Genomic DNA, 16765 nt, shown 5'->3' with positions numbered 1-16765 from the left:
GTGGCTGATCCCCTTTCCTCATTTTTCGTCGGCCAACACCCTCATCAGACGTTCGAGTGCGGCCGGCTCCCTGCGCGGGATCTCCAACCAGAGGTCGACCTCGTCATCGGGCGAGTCCTGTCCGAGTGCACTGACGCTCGGGTCAGTGCTGCGCAAACCGACAACCGTCACGGCCGTCGTACCGCCACCGGCCGCAGTGCGGGCGATGATGGTGTCGGCGTCGGTGCTGCCGATGGCGGCCGCGAGTTCGTTGAGGATAGCGTCGCGCTCAAGCCCCTGAATGTCATCCAGGCCGCCCTCGTCGAGCAGCGTGACGATGGCGCCACGTCGGCGGGCCGCCATCACCTGGCGGCGCACCTCGTCGTTCAACAGCTCGCGCCCGCGAATCTCGTCGCGAATGGCTGCCTCGAGATAGCGGCACTCCTGGCGCTGCACATCGTTCAGGCGCCCGTGGCGTTCGACAATGCGTCGCAACATCGGAACGGCCAGACGACTGGTGTGCTCCAGCCGCACCTGACGTTCGTAGAGGTGGGCTTCCTGGGCGGCCTGCCACTCGGTGGCTTCCCGTTCCGCACGCGCGAACTGGCGCGCGTCGCGCCCGGCCCGCGCCAATCCCCGCGACAGCGTCACGGCGATCGTCACCCAGACGACGCTTCCCACCACGCCGAGCGAGCCGAGTGCGCCCGGACCGGCCCAGACGATCGTGTGCACGACGAGAAAGCCGACACCGATCCAGGCGACAACCTGGTTCTTGCGTGTGGCGACGATGGTCATCAAGGTGCCGACCGCAGCGACGTACCAGGTGGCGTAGCCGTTGGTCGACGAGGTGCCGTCGAGTGTGCTTCCGACGAGCAGGGGCAGGGCGACGCAGACGGCGAGGTCGAAGAACGACAGCCACAGCGGCATCCGCATCGGCGAGGTAGGCCAGAGGCTGATCACCGTGGCGACGGCGTAGAGGCCCAGCGCGACGATGACGGGCCCCGGCCGGTCGGGCACGTCGATCGAGTACACGCCGAGCACGATGTGATACGCGGAGAACAAGGCGGCGAGCGAGAGGATGAGACTGCGCGGGACGGTGATCACTCGTGCACCCTCCGTTCGTCGTCGTCGTCGGCGTCGAGGCCGAGCGCGGGGATCTCATCGCTGCTGAACTGTCCGAGCACCGAATTCTGGTCGACATCCGGGCCGGGCCATTCAATGGTGATCGTGGTGCCTTCGCCCACCCGGGAACACACGCGAACGGCGCCGCCGGCCCCGGACACGCGCTCGAGAATCGACACCCGCAGGCCGAGCCGGTCGTGAGGAACCTGCGCGGGATCGAAGCCGACACCGTTGTCGGAAATCTCAACGGTGCATCCGCCCTGCAGATTGGCCTTGATCACCAGGATGCGCGTCAGATCGGCGGGGCCGGCGTGGCGGGTGCTGTTGACCATCGCCTGCACGCTGGCTGAGTACAGCGCTTCGCTCGCGTGCACCGGCAGGCTGAGAAACTCGATCTCCTCCTCGACAACGGTGAACGGGCTGGCGAACGCCTCCGCCGCCTCCCGGATGCGATGGCTGAGCCGGGTAACCGGGATGAGGACATCGTCACCGGGATGCACTGCCCCCGCATCGCTCAGTCGCGCGATCGCGTCACCGGCCATCGATGCGGCAAGAGTCGACGCCTCTGGCGTGTCCGCGCTGGCCGCCGACAGCAGGGTCGTCAAAACGCTGTCGTGAACGATTGAGTCGACTTCGACACGTTCGAGTTCGGTCGCGTGCTGACGCACTGCGACCGCGTACTTGGTCAGCGCGTTGGTTTGAGCGATATCCACGGTTTCCGTGGCCTGGCGCAACAGAGCAATGATGATCAGAACCACGCAGCCGAGCAAGATGGCGTAGACGGCGTCGAGCGAGGCCACGGTTATGTCCTTGCCGCCGCCCGCGGGAGTGGTGCGCAGAACACCGTAGATGACCGGGATGACCACCGTGTACGCCGCCGCCCAGACGAGCGGAAACGCGATGGCCGCGCAGGAGGTGCCGACGGTGCAGAGATACCAGAGCCACGGGGCTCCGTCGAGCACGATCGTCGGATCTTTCATCAGAAGCGGCCAGGTGACGAGCTCGAGGAAATAGAGTGCGGCGACGGTCGTCGCCACCACGCTGACGCCGCGCTTGATGATCGACGACACAACGAGGGCGAGAATGGAGAGGCCGAAGGCCGAGCCGAGCCCGATTGCCCAGAACGCAACTCGCTGGTCGAGTTGGCTGAAGAACATCATGAGGCTCTGCAGCAAGAAGACGAGGGCGACTCCCGCGACCGAGCGCGAAATCACCGTTTCGATCTGAGCCCGGCTTATGGGGTTGCGGGGCGGCTTCACGCTGAAGCGTTCGCCCGGGTTCCCCTCCCCCGTTGCACTGCTGTCGAAGCCGCTGCCACCGACGGCGTCGGCACCGGAACGGGACACCCGGCCACTCGGCACTCGGGACGAACCCGAGTGCGCGGCGACCGGGGGGTTAGCTCCGCCCATTTCCGCTGTCGGCGTCGAGGCCGGGAAGAATTCCATCCTCGACGGCGCGACGCAGCAGGTCGACCTTCGTCGGGGCCGGACGACCCACTTCGACGTACTTCACTCGGATGCGATCGAGATACTCACGCGCTGTCGAATGCGCGATGCCCAGCTGCATAGCGACCATCTTCAGTGGGAGGCCGGAGGCGTACAGGTGGAGGACATCCCGCTCACGCCGCCCCAGCTGGGCTTTGGCGAATGCGTGGTCGGCGTCAATCGCCGTCGCCCACTCCAGGTTGTTGAGCACGTCGCCCCTGGCCACGGAGGCGACCGCGGCGATGACCGTGGTGGTCGGCGACGACTTGGGGATGACCCCGGCCGCACCGGCGGCGAGCGCTTCCCGCACCAGCGCGACCCGGTCGGCGATGCTGTGCACCAAGACCGAGGCGCCGGTATCCTGCGCCAACTTGACGTTGTCAGTGACGCGCGAACCGTCGCCGAGCGACAGGTCGAGCACGATCACGTCGCAGTGTTGGCCGGCAAGCCCGGCGACGAGTTCGCTGGCCGTCGGCGCCGTGTGGATGACTTCGTAGCCGGCTTTCTCACAGGCTGCGGCCAGCCCGAGGCGCACTGATTCGTGGTCGTCGACGATGCCGATGCGCACCGGACGATCGACGCTGCCGGTGGTGCGTGGTGCGGTGAGGGTCACGATGCCTACATTCTCTGGATTGGTTGGATCAATTGAGAGTATCGACAGTTACGGCTGACGGGTAAGCAAAGCGACCGCTTCAACATGGTGCGTGTTGGGGAACAGATCGAATGCGCGCATCTTCTGCAGCTCGTAGCCGTGCGCGGCGAACAGCGCCACGTCGCGGGCCAGTGCGACCGGATCGCACGCGACGTAGACGATCTGTGCCGGTGCGAGAGCACCGAGAGCGTCGACGACGGCCTTGCCGGCGCCGGACCGGGGCGGGTCGAGCACCACGGTCGCCGCCTGCTGGCGGGCCCGGTCTGCCGCGCTGGCTTCGCGACCGATGCGGCCGAGGAATCGGTCGACCCGGTCGGTCTGTGCACTGGCGCCGACCCAGTCGGAGAGGTTCTCTCCGGCGAACTCGGTGGCACGCAGGTCGCTTTCAACCGAGGTGATGCGGGTCGTCGGCCCGAACTTGTCGCCGACGGCTGCGGCGAGAAGGCCGACACCGCCGTACAGGTCGAGGTTGTCGGCACGCGGGTCGAACAGTGACGCGTCGATGGCGTCCTGAACGGCGCTCGTCAGCGTCTCCGCGGCGCGGGAGTGCACCTGCCAGAAACCCGACACGTCAAGCTGGAACTCACGGTTGCCGACACGCTCGATGATGGTGCGCGGAGGGGTGGGAACGCGCTTGCCCTTGGCGTCGCGTTCGGCGACGACGATCTGCACCCGCCCGGTGCTCGGAGCAACGACATCGACGGATGCCGCGCCCTTGTAGAACTCGTCGAGTGGCGCTGCCATCTCGACGGCGTGAGCGGCCAACGGCAGGTCGTCGACCGAGATCACACGGTGTGAGCGCGAGGCGTACGGGCCGACCCGGCCATCCTCGGCGACCTGCAGGCGCACGCGGGTGCGCCAGCCGGTTCCGTCGAGGTCGGCACCCGGGGAGGCGTTCTCGCCGGCGGACACGGCCTCGACGACGACATCCGTCTCGATGCCGGCCATGCGCTTGAATGCGTCGGCCAATACCTGGCGCTTGAGCTCGCGCTGGTGGGTCAGCTCGATGTGGCCGAACTCGGCGCCACCGGCGCGATCCTGCGGGGCGCGTTCGACGGAGGCTGCGGCCCAGACGTGCGGCTGACGCTCGGGGGCGGCCTCCAGCACCTCGACGGTCTCGGCGCGCCAGAAGCTCTTCTTGTTTGCGTCGGTGAGTCGCACGCGTACGCGCTCTCCCGGAAGTGTGTCGTTGACGAAGACCACGCGGCCCTCGTGACGGGCGACGAAAATGCCGCCGTGAGCTACGTTTGTGACGTCGAGTTCGAGCTCGGCTCCGACGACACCGGGTTCGCTTCGTCGTTCATTATTGTCGGTCTGATTGTTATTGCTCGTACCCATATCTCGAGCATCCCACACTGCCTGGGCCCCTGCATCACCCGCCCCGGAAGGAATCCCATGCATCTGTACCTTGCCTCCACATCTCCTGCGCGTTTGATGTTGCTCCGTTCGGCCGGAATCGAACCCGTCACCCTGGCCCCCGAGGTCGACGAGACCGCGGTGGCGGATGCCGCGGCCGCGGCCGCGGGGGTGCAGCTCGGGCCAGGTGACGTGGTGCAGTTGCTTGCTCAGGCGAAAGCCGAAGCGGTCGTCGACATGCTGACCGGCGACGCCGGAGCGGTGTCGGCGCCTCCCGTTGACGGGCTGGTCCTCGGCGGCGACTCGGTCTTCGTACTCGACGGCGTCATCTACGGCAAACCGCATACGGCCGAGAAGGCCGCGGAGCGCTGGCGTCTACAGCGGGGACGCACCGGCCAGCTGTACTCGGGTCACTGGCTGGTCGAGGTCGTCGACGGCATCGTGGGTCGCGCGTGCGGTGCCGTCGCCGTCGCCCAGGTCACCTTCGCCGACGACATCACCGATTCGGAACTCGACGCCTACATCGCAACCGGCGAGCCGCTCTTCGTCGCCGGTGCGTTCACGATCGACAGTCTGGGCGCCCCGTTCATCAGTGCCATCGCCGGTGACCCGTCGACCGTGGTCGGATTGTCATTACCGACTCTGCGCCGGCTGGTGCGCCAACTCGGCCATGACTGGCCGAGCCTCTGGAATCGCGCGACCTGAGTTCGGCGTTCACCCAGGGACCGCCGGGTCCACTGGGCACTCGTTGTAGGCATCCGCAGTGCTTGACCCGGTTATTTTGTTGGACTGAACCAAAGGGGCGGCTCCGACTCGCCCTAAGCTAGATCATTGTGTCTCGCATAACGAAGGTCCTCATCGCCAACCGGGGCGAGATCGCCGTCCGGGTCATCCGGGCTGCCAAAGACAGCGGCATCCTCTCTGTCGCGGTCTACGCCGACCAGGATCGCGATGCCATGCACGCGCGTCTCGCCGACGAGGCCTACGGGCTCGACGGCACGACCAGCGCCGAAACGTATCTCGTCATCGACAAGATCCTCTCGATCGCCCGCCGCTCCGGCGCTGACGCGGTTCACCCCGGCTACGGCTTTCTCGCGGAGAACGCCGACTTCGCCCGGGCCGTGATCGATGCCGGCCTGATCTGGATCGGACCCTCCCCCGAGGCGATCGAGCAGCTCGGCGACAAGGTGTCCGCCCGGCACGTCGCCCAGAAGGTGGGTGCCCCCCTGGCTCCCGGCACGCTCAACCCGGTGGCGAATGCCGCCGAGGTTCTCGACTTCGTCGACCTGCATGGTCTCCCGGTTGCCATCAAGGCGGCCTTCGGTGGCGGCGGACGCGGCCTCAAGGTCGCTCGCACCCGCGACGAGGTTGCCGAACTCTTCGACTCGGCCACCCGCGAAGCGATCACCGCGTTCGGTCGCGGCGAGTGCTTCGTTGAGAAGTACCTCGACTCCCCCCGCCATGTCGAAACCCAGTGCCTGGCCGATGCGCATGGCAACGTCGTCGTCGTGTCGACCCGCGACTGCTCGCTGCAGCGCCGCCACCAGAAGCTCGTCGAAGAGGCGCCCGCGCCGTTCCTGAGCGACGAGCAGACCGCCCTGCTGTACCGTGCGTCGAAGGCCATCCTCCGCGAGGTCAACTACGTGGGCGCCGGCACCTGCGAGTTTCTGATCGGCCAGGACGGCACCGTCTCGTTCCTGGAGGTCAACACCCGCCTGCAGGTCGAGCACCCGGTTTCCGAGGAAATCACCGGCATCGACCTCGTGCGCGAACAGTTCCGTCTGGCCGCCGGCGGTGTTCTCGACTACGACGACCCCGTCGCCACCGGTCACTCTTTTGAGTTCCGCATCAACGGCGAGGATGCCGGTCGCGGCTTCTTCCCGGCCCCGGGACCCGTTCATGTCTTCCGGCCCGCCGGCGGCCCCGGTGTGCGCGTTGACACCGGCGTGCAGTCCGGCGATGTGATCTCCGGATCGTTCGACTCGCTGCTCGCCAAACTGATCGTCACCGGTGCGACCCGCGAAGAGGCACTCGAGCGTTCGCGCCGGGCGCTGGACGAGTTCGAGGTCGCCGGCCTGCCGACCGTGCTCCCGTTCCACCGCAAGATCGTGCGCGACCCCGCGTTTGCGCCGACCGACGGCTCGCCGTTCTCGGTGTACACCCGCTGGATCGAGACCGAGTTCGAGAATGACATCGAGCCGTGGAGCGGCACTCAGGGCGACGTGGCCGCACCGGAGAAGCGACACAGCGTTGTCGTCGAGGTCGAAGGCCGACGCATCGAAGTGACGATGCCGACGCGCCTGCTGCCGGGCGCAGCATCCGCTTCGACGGCCGGACCGGCGCCGCGGCGCCGCGGAGGCAGCCACTCGGTCAACACCGCAACCGGTGATGCCGTGAAGGCTCCCATGCAGGCGACCGTAGTGAAACTGCTCGTCTCCGAGGGCGACACCGTCGTCAAGGGCGACCTGCTTCTGGTGCTTGAGGCAATGAAGATGGAACAGCCGATGACCGCACACAAAGACGGCATCGTCGGCGCTGTGGCTGCTGTGGTCGGTTCGACCGTGTCGTCGGGGCACCTGCTGCTGACCGTCGTCGATGCGGCGGCTGCCTAACTCAGCCGAGCTACACCAAAGGGGCGGTGCGAGGAAGATTCTTCCTCGCACCGCCCCTTTCGTCTGTCACGCTCTGGTCTCACGGATGTCGCGACGCGCGACGGCGACGGATCAGACGTGACCGATGCCGAAGTTCCAGGGCGCGAAGATGACGGTGGTTCCGGTGAAATCCTGACCGGCGACAGAGTTCGCGTTCGCGTACTCGGGAAAGTTACGTGGTCCGATATCCGGGCCACGCTCGGCCTGAATCTGGTTGCTGCCGCCCGGGGTATACGTTTCGTCCATCCAGTCGGCGAGCCAGGCGAGATCGCCGCCGGGCTGGAAGCCCTGGATCGTCGCGACGGAGACGCCCTGTCCGACGGTCGGCGCCTCGAATCTCACCGAGAGGTTCATGTCTTGCTCGAAATCACCGCCCTCGTGGTCGTCATTCACTTGGAGTCCTGGCCAGTCGTACTGCGTCCACGGCGACCACTCGTGGCCACCGCGATGCTCGGTGACCGTCGGTCCAGCGCCCAGCACGAGGCTCATCGCCGCGACGAACTCGTCGGCTTCAGAATCGTACGAGAGGGCACGGATGGTCGCACCGGTCGCGTCGTTGAGGTCGAGGTTCTCCGGCCGCACAATCACGGCCGACACTGCCGCCAACGGGTTGACCGGCTCGGCCGTCGGGGTTGCGCTCGGCGTCGCCCTCGGTGTTGTCGTCGGTGCCGCAGAATTCGGGGCGACCGCGTCGCCGCTCGGAACGCTCGCATCCGGTTTCGGCGGCGCGGACGTGCAGCTCGACAGCACGGCGACGAGCACGACCGCACCGACCAAAGATCGTATGTGGTGCATCATTGTGGTTCCCTCCCTCCCGAAGTCTGCCCGAGAGGGCGTCTGGCCGCTGCGATGGCCGGAGGTGTGTCGTGAAGCACTACCGCACGACGTGCATCGCGCGCGCGGCATCCGTGATGGAACCGGTCAGCGACGGGTAGACCGGGAACGCACGCGCAACCTCGTCGACAGTCAGCCGGTGCTCGACCGCGAGGGCGAGCGGGAAGATCAGTTCGCTGGCCTTCGGGGCGACGATCACTCCGCCGATCACCGCGCCGCTGCCGACGCTGGCGAACAGCTTGACGAAGCCGTCTTTGATGCCCATCATCTTGGCGCGCGGGTTCGAGGAGAGCGGCAGCTTGTAGATTTCGCCGCGAACGAGGCCTTCTTCGATCTGCTTCTGGGTCCAGCCGACGGTGGCGATCTCAGGCTGGGTGAAGATGTTCGCTGCGACGTTGCGCACTTCGATCGGGCTGACGGCGTCGCCCATCGCGTGGAAGACGGCGGTGCGACCCGACATCGAGGCGACGGATGCCAGCGGCAGGCCGGTCGTGCAGTCGCCGGCCGCGTAGATGTTCGGTACCGAGGTGCGAGCGACGCGGTTGACCCGGATGTGACCGGACTCGGTGACCTGCACTCCGGCTTCTTCGAGGCCGATTCCTTCCGTGTTCGGCACCGAACCGACGGCCATCAGACAGTGGCTTCCCTCGACGGTGCGCCCATTGGACAGCGTCGCCAGCACGCCGGTGTCCGTGCGCACCACCGACTCGGCACGGGACTTCGACAGCACCACCATCCCATTGCGCTTGAACACGTCTTCGATGACCGATGCGGCATCCGCGTCTTCACCGGGCAGCACCTGGTCGCGGCTGGAGATCAGCGTCACCTTGGAGCCGAGGGCGCGGTAGGCGGAGGCGAACTCGGCGCCGGTCACACCGGAGCCGACGACGATCAGGTGCTCGGGCACGGCCTTGAGGTTGTAGAGCTGCGTCCAGGTCAGGATGCGTTCGCCGTCGGGCAGCGCCGACGGGAGGATGCGCGGGCTCGCGCCGACAGAGACGACGATGGTGTCCGCGTCGATGCGGTCGAAATCGATGCCGGTATCGTCGTGCGCCGTGGAGACGATGACGCCGGTGGTGCCGTCGAGACGCCCCTGCCCCTGCACCAGACGCACGCCGGCACGGATCAAGATGGCCTTCATGTCTTCGGACTGCTGCCGGGCGAGTCCGAGAAGACGCTTATTGACCGCGGCCAGGTTGATGGCGACCTCGGGGCGGGCCGGCTTGCCGGTGGCGCCGCGCACGAAGAACTGCACGCCGAGATCGGTGGCCTCACGAATCGAGTTCGACGCCTCGGCGGTGGCGATGAGCGACTTCGACGGAACAACATCGGTGATCACCGCGGACCCGCCGACGCCGACGCGTTCGACGAGTGTGACGTCGGCCCCCTGCTGGGCGCCGGCAAGCGCTGCTTCGAAACCGCCGGGCCCTCCACCGAGTACTACTATGCGTTGCTTGCGTTCGAACTCGTTGGCCATGGCTCTATTCTCCCGCCCCAACACCGTCAGCGCGAAACCGGCGTTCCGCGTGGTTTCAGATCCATTCGACGGAGATTTTCGGCCGCGGCGACCGGGGAAATCCCGCACTGCGCAATCGAGCAAATTTCACAGTGTTTTCTCCGTCGAATGGGACAGCCAATTAGAGTGGTGGGATGCTGAATTCCGAGACCAATCCGCTAGACGTTCCCGACGCTGATCCGTTTGAGATCGCGCGGACTGCCGCTGCCGAAATCGCCGCCATCACCGGGGCCGCCCAGCACGACATCGCCCTGACTTTGGGCAGCGGATGGGGCAAGGCCGCCGACCTGATCGGCGAGACCACCCACACCATCCCCGCCCAGGAAATCACCGGGTTCAGCGCACCGGCACTGGAGGGGCACGTCGGCACACTGCGCTCGGTGCTGCTGCCGAGCGGCAAGCGCGCCCTCGTGATCGGCGCACGCACCCACTACTACGAAGGCCACGGGGTGCGCAGAGTCGTGCACAGCGTGCGCACCGCTGCGGCAACCGGCGCACAGACGATGGTGCTCACCAACGGCGCCGGCGGCATCAAGGCCGGCTGGAAGCCCGGCACGCCGGTGCTGATCAGCGACCACATCAACCTCACCTCCGATTCCCCCCTCGAAGGCGCCACCTTCGTCGACCTGACCGACCTCTACTCGACGCGCCTGCGCGAGCTGGCCCGCACGATCGAACCGACCCTTGACGACGGCGTCTACTGCCAGTTCCGCGGACCGCAGTATGAGACTCCGGCCGAGGTACAAATGGCGAAGTCGTTCGGCGGGCATATCGTGGGCATGTCGACCGCGCTCGAGGCAATCGCCGCGCGTCAGGCCGGCATGGAGATCCTCGGAATGTCGCTGATCACCAACCTGGCCGCCGGCATCCAGAAGACGCCGCTCAGCCACGCCGAGGTCATCGAAGCCGGCCAGAACGCCGAGCCGGTGATCACCGCCCTCCTCGCCCGCATTGTGGCGGCGCTGTGAGCGAGATCGGAGACGGCACCCGGCCACGCGGCCGGCATGCGGCAGGTCCCGACGATCTGAACGTGACCCGGCTCATGCCGATCGTCGACATGTCCGGTGCAGGAGCCGGCGCTGATGCCGGACATGGCAGTGATACCGGTAGCGGCAGTGATGCCGGTTCCGAAGCAATTCACACCCCTGGTGCGAATGCCGCGAACGAATCAGCCGAGAGTGCTTCCGACGCCACGCCGACCGCGGCCATCCCAACGGTCGAAGCAGCAGCAGGTTCGGCAACGGCTGCCGACCCGGCGCTCGTCACCGCGGTCCAGGGATGGCTCGCGCAGGACCCCGATCCGGAGACGCGCGCGGAGCTGCGCGCGCTGCTGACCCTGGCAATGGGCGGGGACGCGGCCGCTACAGCAGACCTGCACTCCCGCTTCGACAACAGGCTCGCGTTCGGTACCGCGGGACTCCGCGGCGAGATCGCGGCGGGCCCGAATCGGATGAACCGGGTGCTCGTCTCCCAGGCCGCCGCCGGACTCGCGGCCTACCTGCACGCGACGGCCAAGCCGGGCGTCACGCCGTCGGTTGTCATCGGCTACGACGGGCGCAAGAACTCCCAGGTCTTCGCCACCGACACGGCCGAGCTGATGAGTGGAGCCGGCGTGCGCGCCATCCTGCTGCCGCGCCTGCTGCCGACACCCGTGCTCGCCTTCGCTGTGCGCCACCTCGGCACGAGCGCCGGCGTCATGGTCACCGCGTCGCACAACCCGCCCAACGACAACGGCTACAAGGTCTACCTCGGCGACGAGAACGACGGCTCGCAGATCGTGTCGCCCGCCGACGCGGCGATTGCGGCGGCGATTCTCGACGTCGCGGCCGGAAGGCTCGTTTCTGAGCTGCCCCGCGCGCCCTACGAGACCGCGTCGGAGTCGGTTGTTCAGGCCTACATCGGTGCGACCGCGAGCCTGGCCCCCGGGCACCCGCGCGCGCAGGTCAACGCGGTCTACACGGCCCTGCACGGTGTGGGCTGGGACACCACCCGCCGCGTCTTCGAGGCCGCGGGCTTCGCTCTGCCGACCCTCGTCGACGCGCAGATCGCCCCCGACGCCGCATTCCCGACCGTCTCATTCCCGAACCCCGAAGAGCCCGGCGCCATGGACCTGGCCTACCAGACCGCTCGCGAGGTGGGCGCTGAGCTCATCATCGCGAACGATCCGGATGCCGACCGGCTCGCGATCGCCATCCCCGATCAGACCCGTGCGGAGGGCTATCGCCGGTTGAGCGGAAACGAGGTCGGGGCAATCCTCGGCTGGCGTGCCGCGGAGCACGCGGCGCGTGCCGCCGGCGGCCAACCGGCCACCGGCACCCTCGCCTGCTCGATCGTCTCGACTCCGGCGCTGGCCGCCGTCGCCGCCGACTATGGGCTGCAGTTCGCCGACACCCTGACCGGGTTCAAGTGGGTGTCCCGGGCTCCCGGACTGATCTACGGTTTCGAGGAAGCCCTCGGCTACCTGGTCAACCCTGAATCAGTGCGTGACAAAGACGGCATCTCTGCCGCCCTCGCTCTGCTCTCGCTGGTCAGCGAGCTGAAGGCCGACGGCCTGACCTTGGCCGAGCACCTCGACCGGTTCAGCGCCCGGTTCGGGCATTTCGCGTCGGGTCAGATCTCGGTGCGGGTGACCGACCTGTCGGAGATCGACCGCGTGATGGCGCGGCTCCGGCAGAATCCCCCGATCGCGGTCGGCGGCATCCTCGTCGAACGCATCGAAGACCTGCGTGATGGGTTCGGCGGTCTGCCGCCGAGCGATGTGCTGCGCATCAAGCTCATCGACGGTTCGCGGGTGATGGTGCGGCCGAGCGGCACCGAGCCGAAGCTCAAGGTCTACCTCGACACGCACAGCACCGACGGAACGGTCGCCGAGCGCAAGCGTGAGGCGGAGTCGGCGCTGGCCGTGCTCGACGCCGGTATGCGCGAACTGATCAACTAACGCCGCGTGTTTCCCCCGCGAAATTGCAGTTGTCGGTGCCTCAGCTGACGTGAGGCTCCGACAACTGCAGTTTCGCGGACACGAAAGCGAAGTCAGCCCAGCGCGATCTCCAGTTTCGCGGTGAGCTCTTCCAAGTCGAAGTAGTTGTTGATCACCACGACGTCGGCGTTCGTCTTGCCGATCGCGCCGACGAGTTCCGACGAAGTGAGGATGACCTGCGCGTCGGAGGCGACATCCTGCACATGTGAGATGTCGGTGGCGGTGACGTCGGCCTCGATATCGAGGCGTTCGAGCACGCGCTCGGCGTTCACCTTGAGAATCGCCGATGTGCCGATGCCGGCCCCGCAGAGCGCGACGATCTTCATGCCTGGTCCTCGCCCTGCGCTTCGCCCTGCGCTTCGCCGGTCACGCCGAGCAGCTGCCGAATCTCCTCGTCGGTGGTCGCCGCGGCAATCGCCGGGATGACCGCCGGGTCGTTGAAGATATTGGCCAGTTCGGCGACGAACTGCACGTGCTCGTCGGGACTGGTCACGCTGAGGCCGACGATCACGCTGACCGGGTCGTTGTGCGGATGCCCGAACACAACGGGCTCGTCGAGGGTCACGACGCACAGACCCTCGCGCAGCACATCCGGGCCCGGCCGGGCGTGCGCCAACGCGAGACCCGGGGCGATGACGATGTACGCGCCGAACTCGTCGATGACCCCGATCATGCGGTCGGTGTAGGCAGGCGTCGTTGCGCCGGAGAGCGCCAGGGCGTCCCCCGCCGCGGTGATCGCGGCACGCCAGTCGGTGGCATGCACGCCGATCGCGATTGCGGGAAGCGGCAGGGACGGCATTGGCATAGGAGCTTTCGTTGTTGTGGTGACGCGAGGTGGCGAGTCGGTGGGTGTTCGTGTGGTTCGCGAGGAAGGACGCCGTGGAGTGGGTCAGGCGTTGGCGAAGCCGGCGATGACGGCATCCGTCAGCTCTTCGCGGTCATCGAGCGGCAGGAAGGCCGCCGCCGCCGCGTTGAGCTGGAACACCTCGAGGTCGTCGATGTCGTAGCTGAATGCGTCGCTGAGCAGAGCCAACTCCTTGGTCAGGGTGGTGTTGCTCATCAACCGGTTGTCGGTGTTGACCGTGACCCGGAATCCGAGCTGGTAGAGCAGGTCGAACGGGTGGTCGATCAGGTCGTCGCCCCAGGCGGCGATCGCTCCGGAATGCAGGTTGGACGAGGGGCTCAGCTCGAGCGTGATCTCGCGATCGCGCACCCACTGGGCGATCGGGCCGAGGGTGACGAAGGTGCTCTCATCGTCTTGGCGCTGGATCGTCACGTCTTCGGCGAGGCGCACGCCGTGACCGAGGCGCAGGGCGCGACCGTCGAAGAGGGCGCCCCGGATGCTGTCGAGTCCGTCGGCCTCGCCGGCGTGCACGGTGACCGGCAGGAACTCCTGGGCCAGATAGTCGAAAGCGGCCCGCTGGTTGCCGGCAGGGAAGCCAAGTTCGGCTCCGGCGATGTCGAAGCCGACCACGCCGTTGCCCCGGTGCCGCACGGCGAGTTCGGCGATGTCGAGGCCGCGGTCGGCGTGGCGCATCGCAATGACGAGCTGACCGATCTTGATGCGCGAACCGTTGCGGGCGACACTCTCGATGCCCGCTTCGATGCCTTCCTGCACCGCCTCGACGACCTGGTCGAGGCTGAGGCCGCGGCGGAGGTGCTGTTCGGGTGCCCAGCGGATTTCACCGTAGATGACTCCGTCGGCGGCGAGATCTTCAACGAAGTCGCGGGCGACGCGGGCGAGACCCTCGTGGGTCTGCATGACGGCCGTGGTCACGTCAAACGTCTTGAGGTACTCGACGAGCGAACCGGAGTTGGCCTGGTCGGCGAACCAGGTGCCGAGGGATGCGGCATCCGTCGTCGGCAGTTCGAAGCCGATCGAATCGGCGAGTTCGATGATGGTCGAGGGGCGCAAACCACCGTCGAGGTGGTCGTGCAGTGCGATCTTCGGCAGCGAATTGATGCTGATGGCGCCACCGGGCAGCAGGTATTCCTCTGGGGTCGTGTTCACTCGTCTAATCTACCGGCGCAGGGCCCTCGGAGTCTCTCTGTTGTCTCTCTGTTTCGTGAAGCGACGGGGGTTGACTACGTGCTGGAGGGGTCGCCGCGAGAGGTCGCAGTGTGCGCGAGCCGGCGCTAGGCGTCCGACACATCTCCCCGCATCAGCGCCGAGAGCGCGGCAGCGGTCTCGCCGAGCAGGCGACTCACCGTCTGTGCGTCATGCTCGCTGTAGCTCGTGGTGACGCACGGCACCGTGAGCGCCCCGATCGCGTGGCCGTCACGCCCGAGCACCGGATAGACCAGGTCGAGGATGCCGGCCTGCTGCGCGTCGGCTTCCTCGAGGAATCCCTGCTGCTGAGCCACGCGCATCCGCGTTTTCAGGGCATCGGCACCGGCGTCGTCGAGCCCGCGCGTGCACAGCTCGGCCAGCGCGTACTCGCGGATGTCGTCGGGCGCGAACGCGAGCAGCACCGCGCCGCTCGTCGTGGCCGCGATCTCAAACGCCGCCCCGACCCGCACCCGAAATCCGAAGTCGCCCGGGCTCTCGGCCTGTGCGACGACGCGCACGACCGCGCCGTCGAGGACCGAGAGGTTGCACGACTGCACCGCGTCACTGGCGAGTCGCTGCATCGGCCCGAGGGCGCGCTGCACGAATCCGCGCAGCGGCGGGTGCAGCTGCGCCAGCTCGAACATGCGCGTCGACAGCAGGTAGAGGCCCGACGGCCGGTCGCGCAGAATGAACCCGCGCCGCTCCAGCGCTTGCAGAACCCGGAAGATCTCGCCGACGCTGCGCCCCACCTCCTCGGCGATCTGCGCCTGAGTGAGGCCGTCGGAGCGCGCGGCCAACAGTTCCAGAATGTCGAGGGCCTTGTCGAGCGCAGGAACCGCGTAGGTCGCGGCCGGCGTGGTGGGCGCGCCCGCCGGCGTCGTCGCCGACATCAGCGCTTTGCGTCGAGCGCCGCGAGGAACCGCGTCGCAATCGTGCGCTCGATATCGACCGGCACCGGCTGCGCGCCGGGCTGCAGCGTCTCCGGCGCAGTCACCACGCGCTCCAGCGAGAGCACCTGCAGCAGGAAGCCGAGGTCCATCGACTCGAGTGAGTTGCCCTTCGGTGCTGGACCGGCCAGGTTGACCATGCGTCCCTCGGCCAGGAGCACGAGGTGACGACCGTTGGCCCGGTCGATGCGCTGGATGGCGTCCCCGACCTGGGTGACCGATTCCGCACCGGCGAGGAGCGCCGGCACGTCGATCTCGCCCGCGAAGTGGCCGCTGTTCGCCAGGACGACGCCGTCCCGGAAGAGATCGAAGATGTCGTCGGCGATGACGCCCGGCTGACCTGTCGCGGTGATCACGACATCCGCCCAGCCGGCGAGATCGCGCATCGATCCGACCCGGTAGCCGTCGAGCGCCGCCTCGAACGCCTTCATCACATCGACCTCGACGACAGCAACCTGCCCGCCGAGCGCCCGCAGGTACTGGGCGATCCCCCGTCCGCACCAGCCGTAGCCGGCGACGACGAAGTGCCGACCGGGCACCATCAGGTTGGTGATGCGCATGAAACTCTCGACGACCGATTGACCGACCGCGTGCCGGTTCTCGCCGATCGCCTTGAGCAGGCTGTCGTTGATCACGATCACCGGGAAGGGGATGGCGCCGGCCATTTCGCCGCGCAGGCGCAGGCCGCCCGACGTTGTCTCCTCGGTTCCACCGGTGACGGATGCGGTGCGGCCAGCCGTCACGAGACCTGCGGCGAGGTCGCCGCCGTTGTCGAGCAGGATGTCGGGTTCGGCGTCGAGCACGGCCTGAACGTTGCGGTGGTGCTCGCCGAGAGTGTCGGCGCGGGCTCCGAACACCGTCATCCCGCCGTCGCGCAGCACGGCGACGATGTCGTCTTGGGTGGAGCCGTGGTTTCCCGTCGCCACCACCTCGGCGCCGCCGGCCTGCAAGGCCTCGAGCAGTACCGCCGTCTTGGGCTCGAGGTGCAGGGACATGCCGATGCGGCGGCCCTCGAACGGTCGCGTCGCCTCGAAGTCGCGGCGCGCCTGCGCAAGGAGAGGCATCCTCGAGCGAATCCATTCGATACGTGCGCGGCCGGTTGCGAGGACATCAGCCTGCGCGGCATCCGTCGGTGTGTTGTCTCTCATGCAGAAATTGTTACACACATGAACGTGACTTTCATATATGTTGGGAGAC

15 protein-coding genes are annotated in these 16765 nt (G+C 67.4%); 4 read left to right on the top strand and 11 right to left on the bottom strand.

Going from position 1 to position 16765, the window contains the following annotated elements; all coding sequences use genetic code 11:
- Positions 1–18 precede the first annotated feature (18 nt).
- The 4 genes from AC1DCF_RS13880 to AC1DCF_RS13865 are packed head-to-tail and all read right to left on the bottom strand — an operon-like array spanning position 19 to position 4575.
- Positions 19–1083, bottom strand: a complete 1065-nt coding sequence (locus AC1DCF_RS13880; protein ID WP_477211514.1) for a hypothetical protein — start codon at positions 1081–1083, stop codon at positions 19–21.
- A complete protein-coding gene (locus AC1DCF_RS13875; RefSeq protein ID WP_477211513.1) occupies positions 1080–2447 on the bottom strand; it encodes a sensor histidine kinase in 1368 nt (455 codons plus the stop codon). The genes AC1DCF_RS13880 and AC1DCF_RS13875 overlap by 4 nt, the downstream gene beginning before the upstream one ends.
- Before the next feature lie 49 nt (positions 2448–2496).
- Entirely contained in the window at positions 2497–3198 is a 702-nt protein-coding gene (locus AC1DCF_RS13870; protein ID WP_441791787.1) for a response regulator transcription factor, read from the bottom strand.
- 48 nt (positions 3199–3246) lie between these two features.
- Positions 3247–4575, bottom strand: a complete 1329-nt coding sequence (locus AC1DCF_RS13865; RefSeq protein WP_441791786.1) for a class I SAM-dependent RNA methyltransferase — start codon at positions 4573–4575, stop codon at positions 3247–3249.
- Positions 4576–4632: 57 nt separating this feature from the next.
- Here AC1DCF_RS13865 and AC1DCF_RS13860 point away from each other — a divergent pair, with 57 nt between their 5' ends.
- Positions 4633–5298 (top strand): Maf family protein, encoded by a 666-nt coding sequence (locus AC1DCF_RS13860; RefSeq protein ID WP_477211512.1) that lies wholly within the window; start codon positions 4633–4635, stop codon positions 5296–5298.
- A 128-nt stretch (positions 5299–5426) separates the two neighbouring features.
- Positions 5427–7205 carry an acetyl/propionyl/methylcrotonyl-CoA carboxylase subunit alpha gene (locus tag AC1DCF_RS13855; protein WP_477211511.1) on the top strand — a complete coding sequence of 593 codons (1779 nt, stop codon included), beginning with the start codon at positions 5427–5429 and terminating at the stop codon, positions 7203–7205.
- 111 nt (positions 7206–7316) lie between these two features.
- Here the strand turns inward: AC1DCF_RS13855 and AC1DCF_RS13850 are convergent, their stop codons facing one another.
- Both AC1DCF_RS13850 and AC1DCF_RS13845 read right to left on the bottom strand, forming a co-directional pair.
- A complete protein-coding gene (locus AC1DCF_RS13850) occupies positions 7317–8042 on the bottom strand; it encodes a hypothetical protein (RefSeq protein ID WP_477211510.1) in 726 nt (241 codons plus the stop codon).
- 76 nt (positions 8043–8118) lie between these two features.
- Positions 8119–9555 (bottom strand): NAD(P)H-quinone dehydrogenase, encoded by a 1437-nt coding sequence (locus AC1DCF_RS13845; RefSeq protein ID WP_477211509.1) that lies wholly within the window; start codon positions 9553–9555, stop codon positions 8119–8121.
- Between the two features lie 173 nt (positions 9556–9728).
- Here AC1DCF_RS13845 and AC1DCF_RS13840 point away from each other — a divergent pair, with 173 nt between their 5' ends.
- Complete coding sequence (locus AC1DCF_RS13840; RefSeq protein WP_477211508.1) at positions 9729–10562, top strand: purine-nucleoside phosphorylase; 834 nt, start codon at positions 9729–9731, stop codon at positions 10560–10562.
- A gap of 89 nt (positions 10563–10651) precedes the next feature.
- Entirely contained in the window at positions 10652–12532 is a 1881-nt protein-coding gene (locus AC1DCF_RS13835; protein WP_477211571.1) for a phospho-sugar mutase, read from the top strand.
- A gap of 92 nt (positions 12533–12624) precedes the next feature.
- Here the strand turns inward: AC1DCF_RS13835 and AC1DCF_RS13830 are convergent, their stop codons facing one another.
- From AC1DCF_RS13830 to AC1DCF_RS13810, 5 genes are all read right to left on the bottom strand, one after another.
- Positions 12625–12897, bottom strand: a complete 273-nt coding sequence (locus AC1DCF_RS13830; RefSeq protein ID WP_477211507.1) for a PTS sugar transporter subunit IIB — start codon at positions 12895–12897, stop codon at positions 12625–12627.
- Positions 12894–13376: a PTS sugar transporter subunit IIA gene (locus tag AC1DCF_RS13825; protein WP_477211506.1), complete on the bottom strand. Its 483-nt coding sequence runs from the start codon at positions 13374–13376 to the stop codon at positions 12894–12896. Before AC1DCF_RS13825 ends, AC1DCF_RS13830 begins: the two co-directional genes overlap by 4 nt.
- A gap of 84 nt (positions 13377–13460) precedes the next feature.
- A complete protein-coding gene (locus AC1DCF_RS13820; protein WP_477211505.1) occupies positions 13461–14582 on the bottom strand; it encodes an adenosine deaminase in 1122 nt (373 codons plus the stop codon).
- Positions 14583–14707: 125 nt separating this feature from the next.
- Positions 14708–15511: an IclR family transcriptional regulator gene (locus AC1DCF_RS13815; protein ID WP_477211504.1), complete on the bottom strand. Its 804-nt coding sequence runs from the start codon at positions 15509–15511 to the stop codon at positions 14708–14710.
- Positions 15511–16716 (bottom strand): adenosylhomocysteinase, encoded by a 1206-nt coding sequence (locus tag AC1DCF_RS13810; RefSeq protein ID WP_477211503.1) that lies wholly within the window; start codon positions 16714–16716, stop codon positions 15511–15513. The genes AC1DCF_RS13815 and AC1DCF_RS13810 overlap by 1 nt, the downstream gene beginning before the upstream one ends.
- Positions 16717–16765 lie beyond the last annotated feature (49 nt).

The sequence above is a fragment of the Leifsonia sp. 10L418 genome, assembly GCF_056395445.1.
Note: the sequence above shows the minus strand (reverse complement) of the source record. Positions and strands in the feature narration are given on the sequence as shown.

What these genes read in the sequence shown, in the direction of transcription:
- AC1DCF_RS13865 (WP_441791786.1), bottom strand. Translation starts at nt 4,575, where the DNA reads ATGGGTACGAGCAATAACAATCAGACCGACAATAATGAACGACGAAGC.
- AC1DCF_RS13860 (WP_477211512.1), top strand. Translation starts at nt 4,633, where the DNA reads ATGCATCTGTACCTTGCCTCCACATCTCCTGCGCGTTTGATGTTGCTC.
- AC1DCF_RS13850 (WP_477211510.1), bottom strand. Translation starts at nt 8,042, where the DNA reads ATGATGCACCACATACGATCTTTGGTCGGTGCGGTCGTGCTCGTCGCC.
- AC1DCF_RS13845 (WP_477211509.1), bottom strand. Translation starts at nt 9,555, where the DNA reads ATGGCCAACGAGTTCGAACGCAAGCAACGCATAGTAGTACTCGGTGGA.
- AC1DCF_RS13840 (WP_477211508.1), top strand. Translation starts at nt 9,729, where the DNA reads ATGCTGAATTCCGAGACCAATCCGCTAGACGTTCCCGACGCTGATCCG.
- AC1DCF_RS13835 (WP_477211571.1), top strand. Translation starts at nt 10,652, where the DNA reads ATGTCCGGTGCAGGAGCCGGCGCTGATGCCGGACATGGCAGTGATACC.
- AC1DCF_RS13830 (WP_477211507.1), bottom strand. Translation starts at nt 12,897, where the DNA reads ATGAAGATCGTCGCGCTCTGCGGGGCCGGCATCGGCACATCGGCGATT.
- AC1DCF_RS13825 (WP_477211506.1), bottom strand. Translation starts at nt 13,376, where the DNA reads ATGCCAATGCCGTCCCTGCCGCTTCCCGCAATCGCGATCGGCGTGCAT.
- AC1DCF_RS13815 (WP_477211504.1), bottom strand. Translation starts at nt 15,511, where the DNA reads ATGTCGGCGACGACGCCGGCGGGCGCGCCCACCACGCCGGCCGCGACC.
- AC1DCF_RS13810 (WP_477211503.1), bottom strand. Translation starts at nt 16,716, where the DNA reads ATGAGAGACAACACACCGACGGATGCCGCGCAGGCTGATGTCCTCGCA.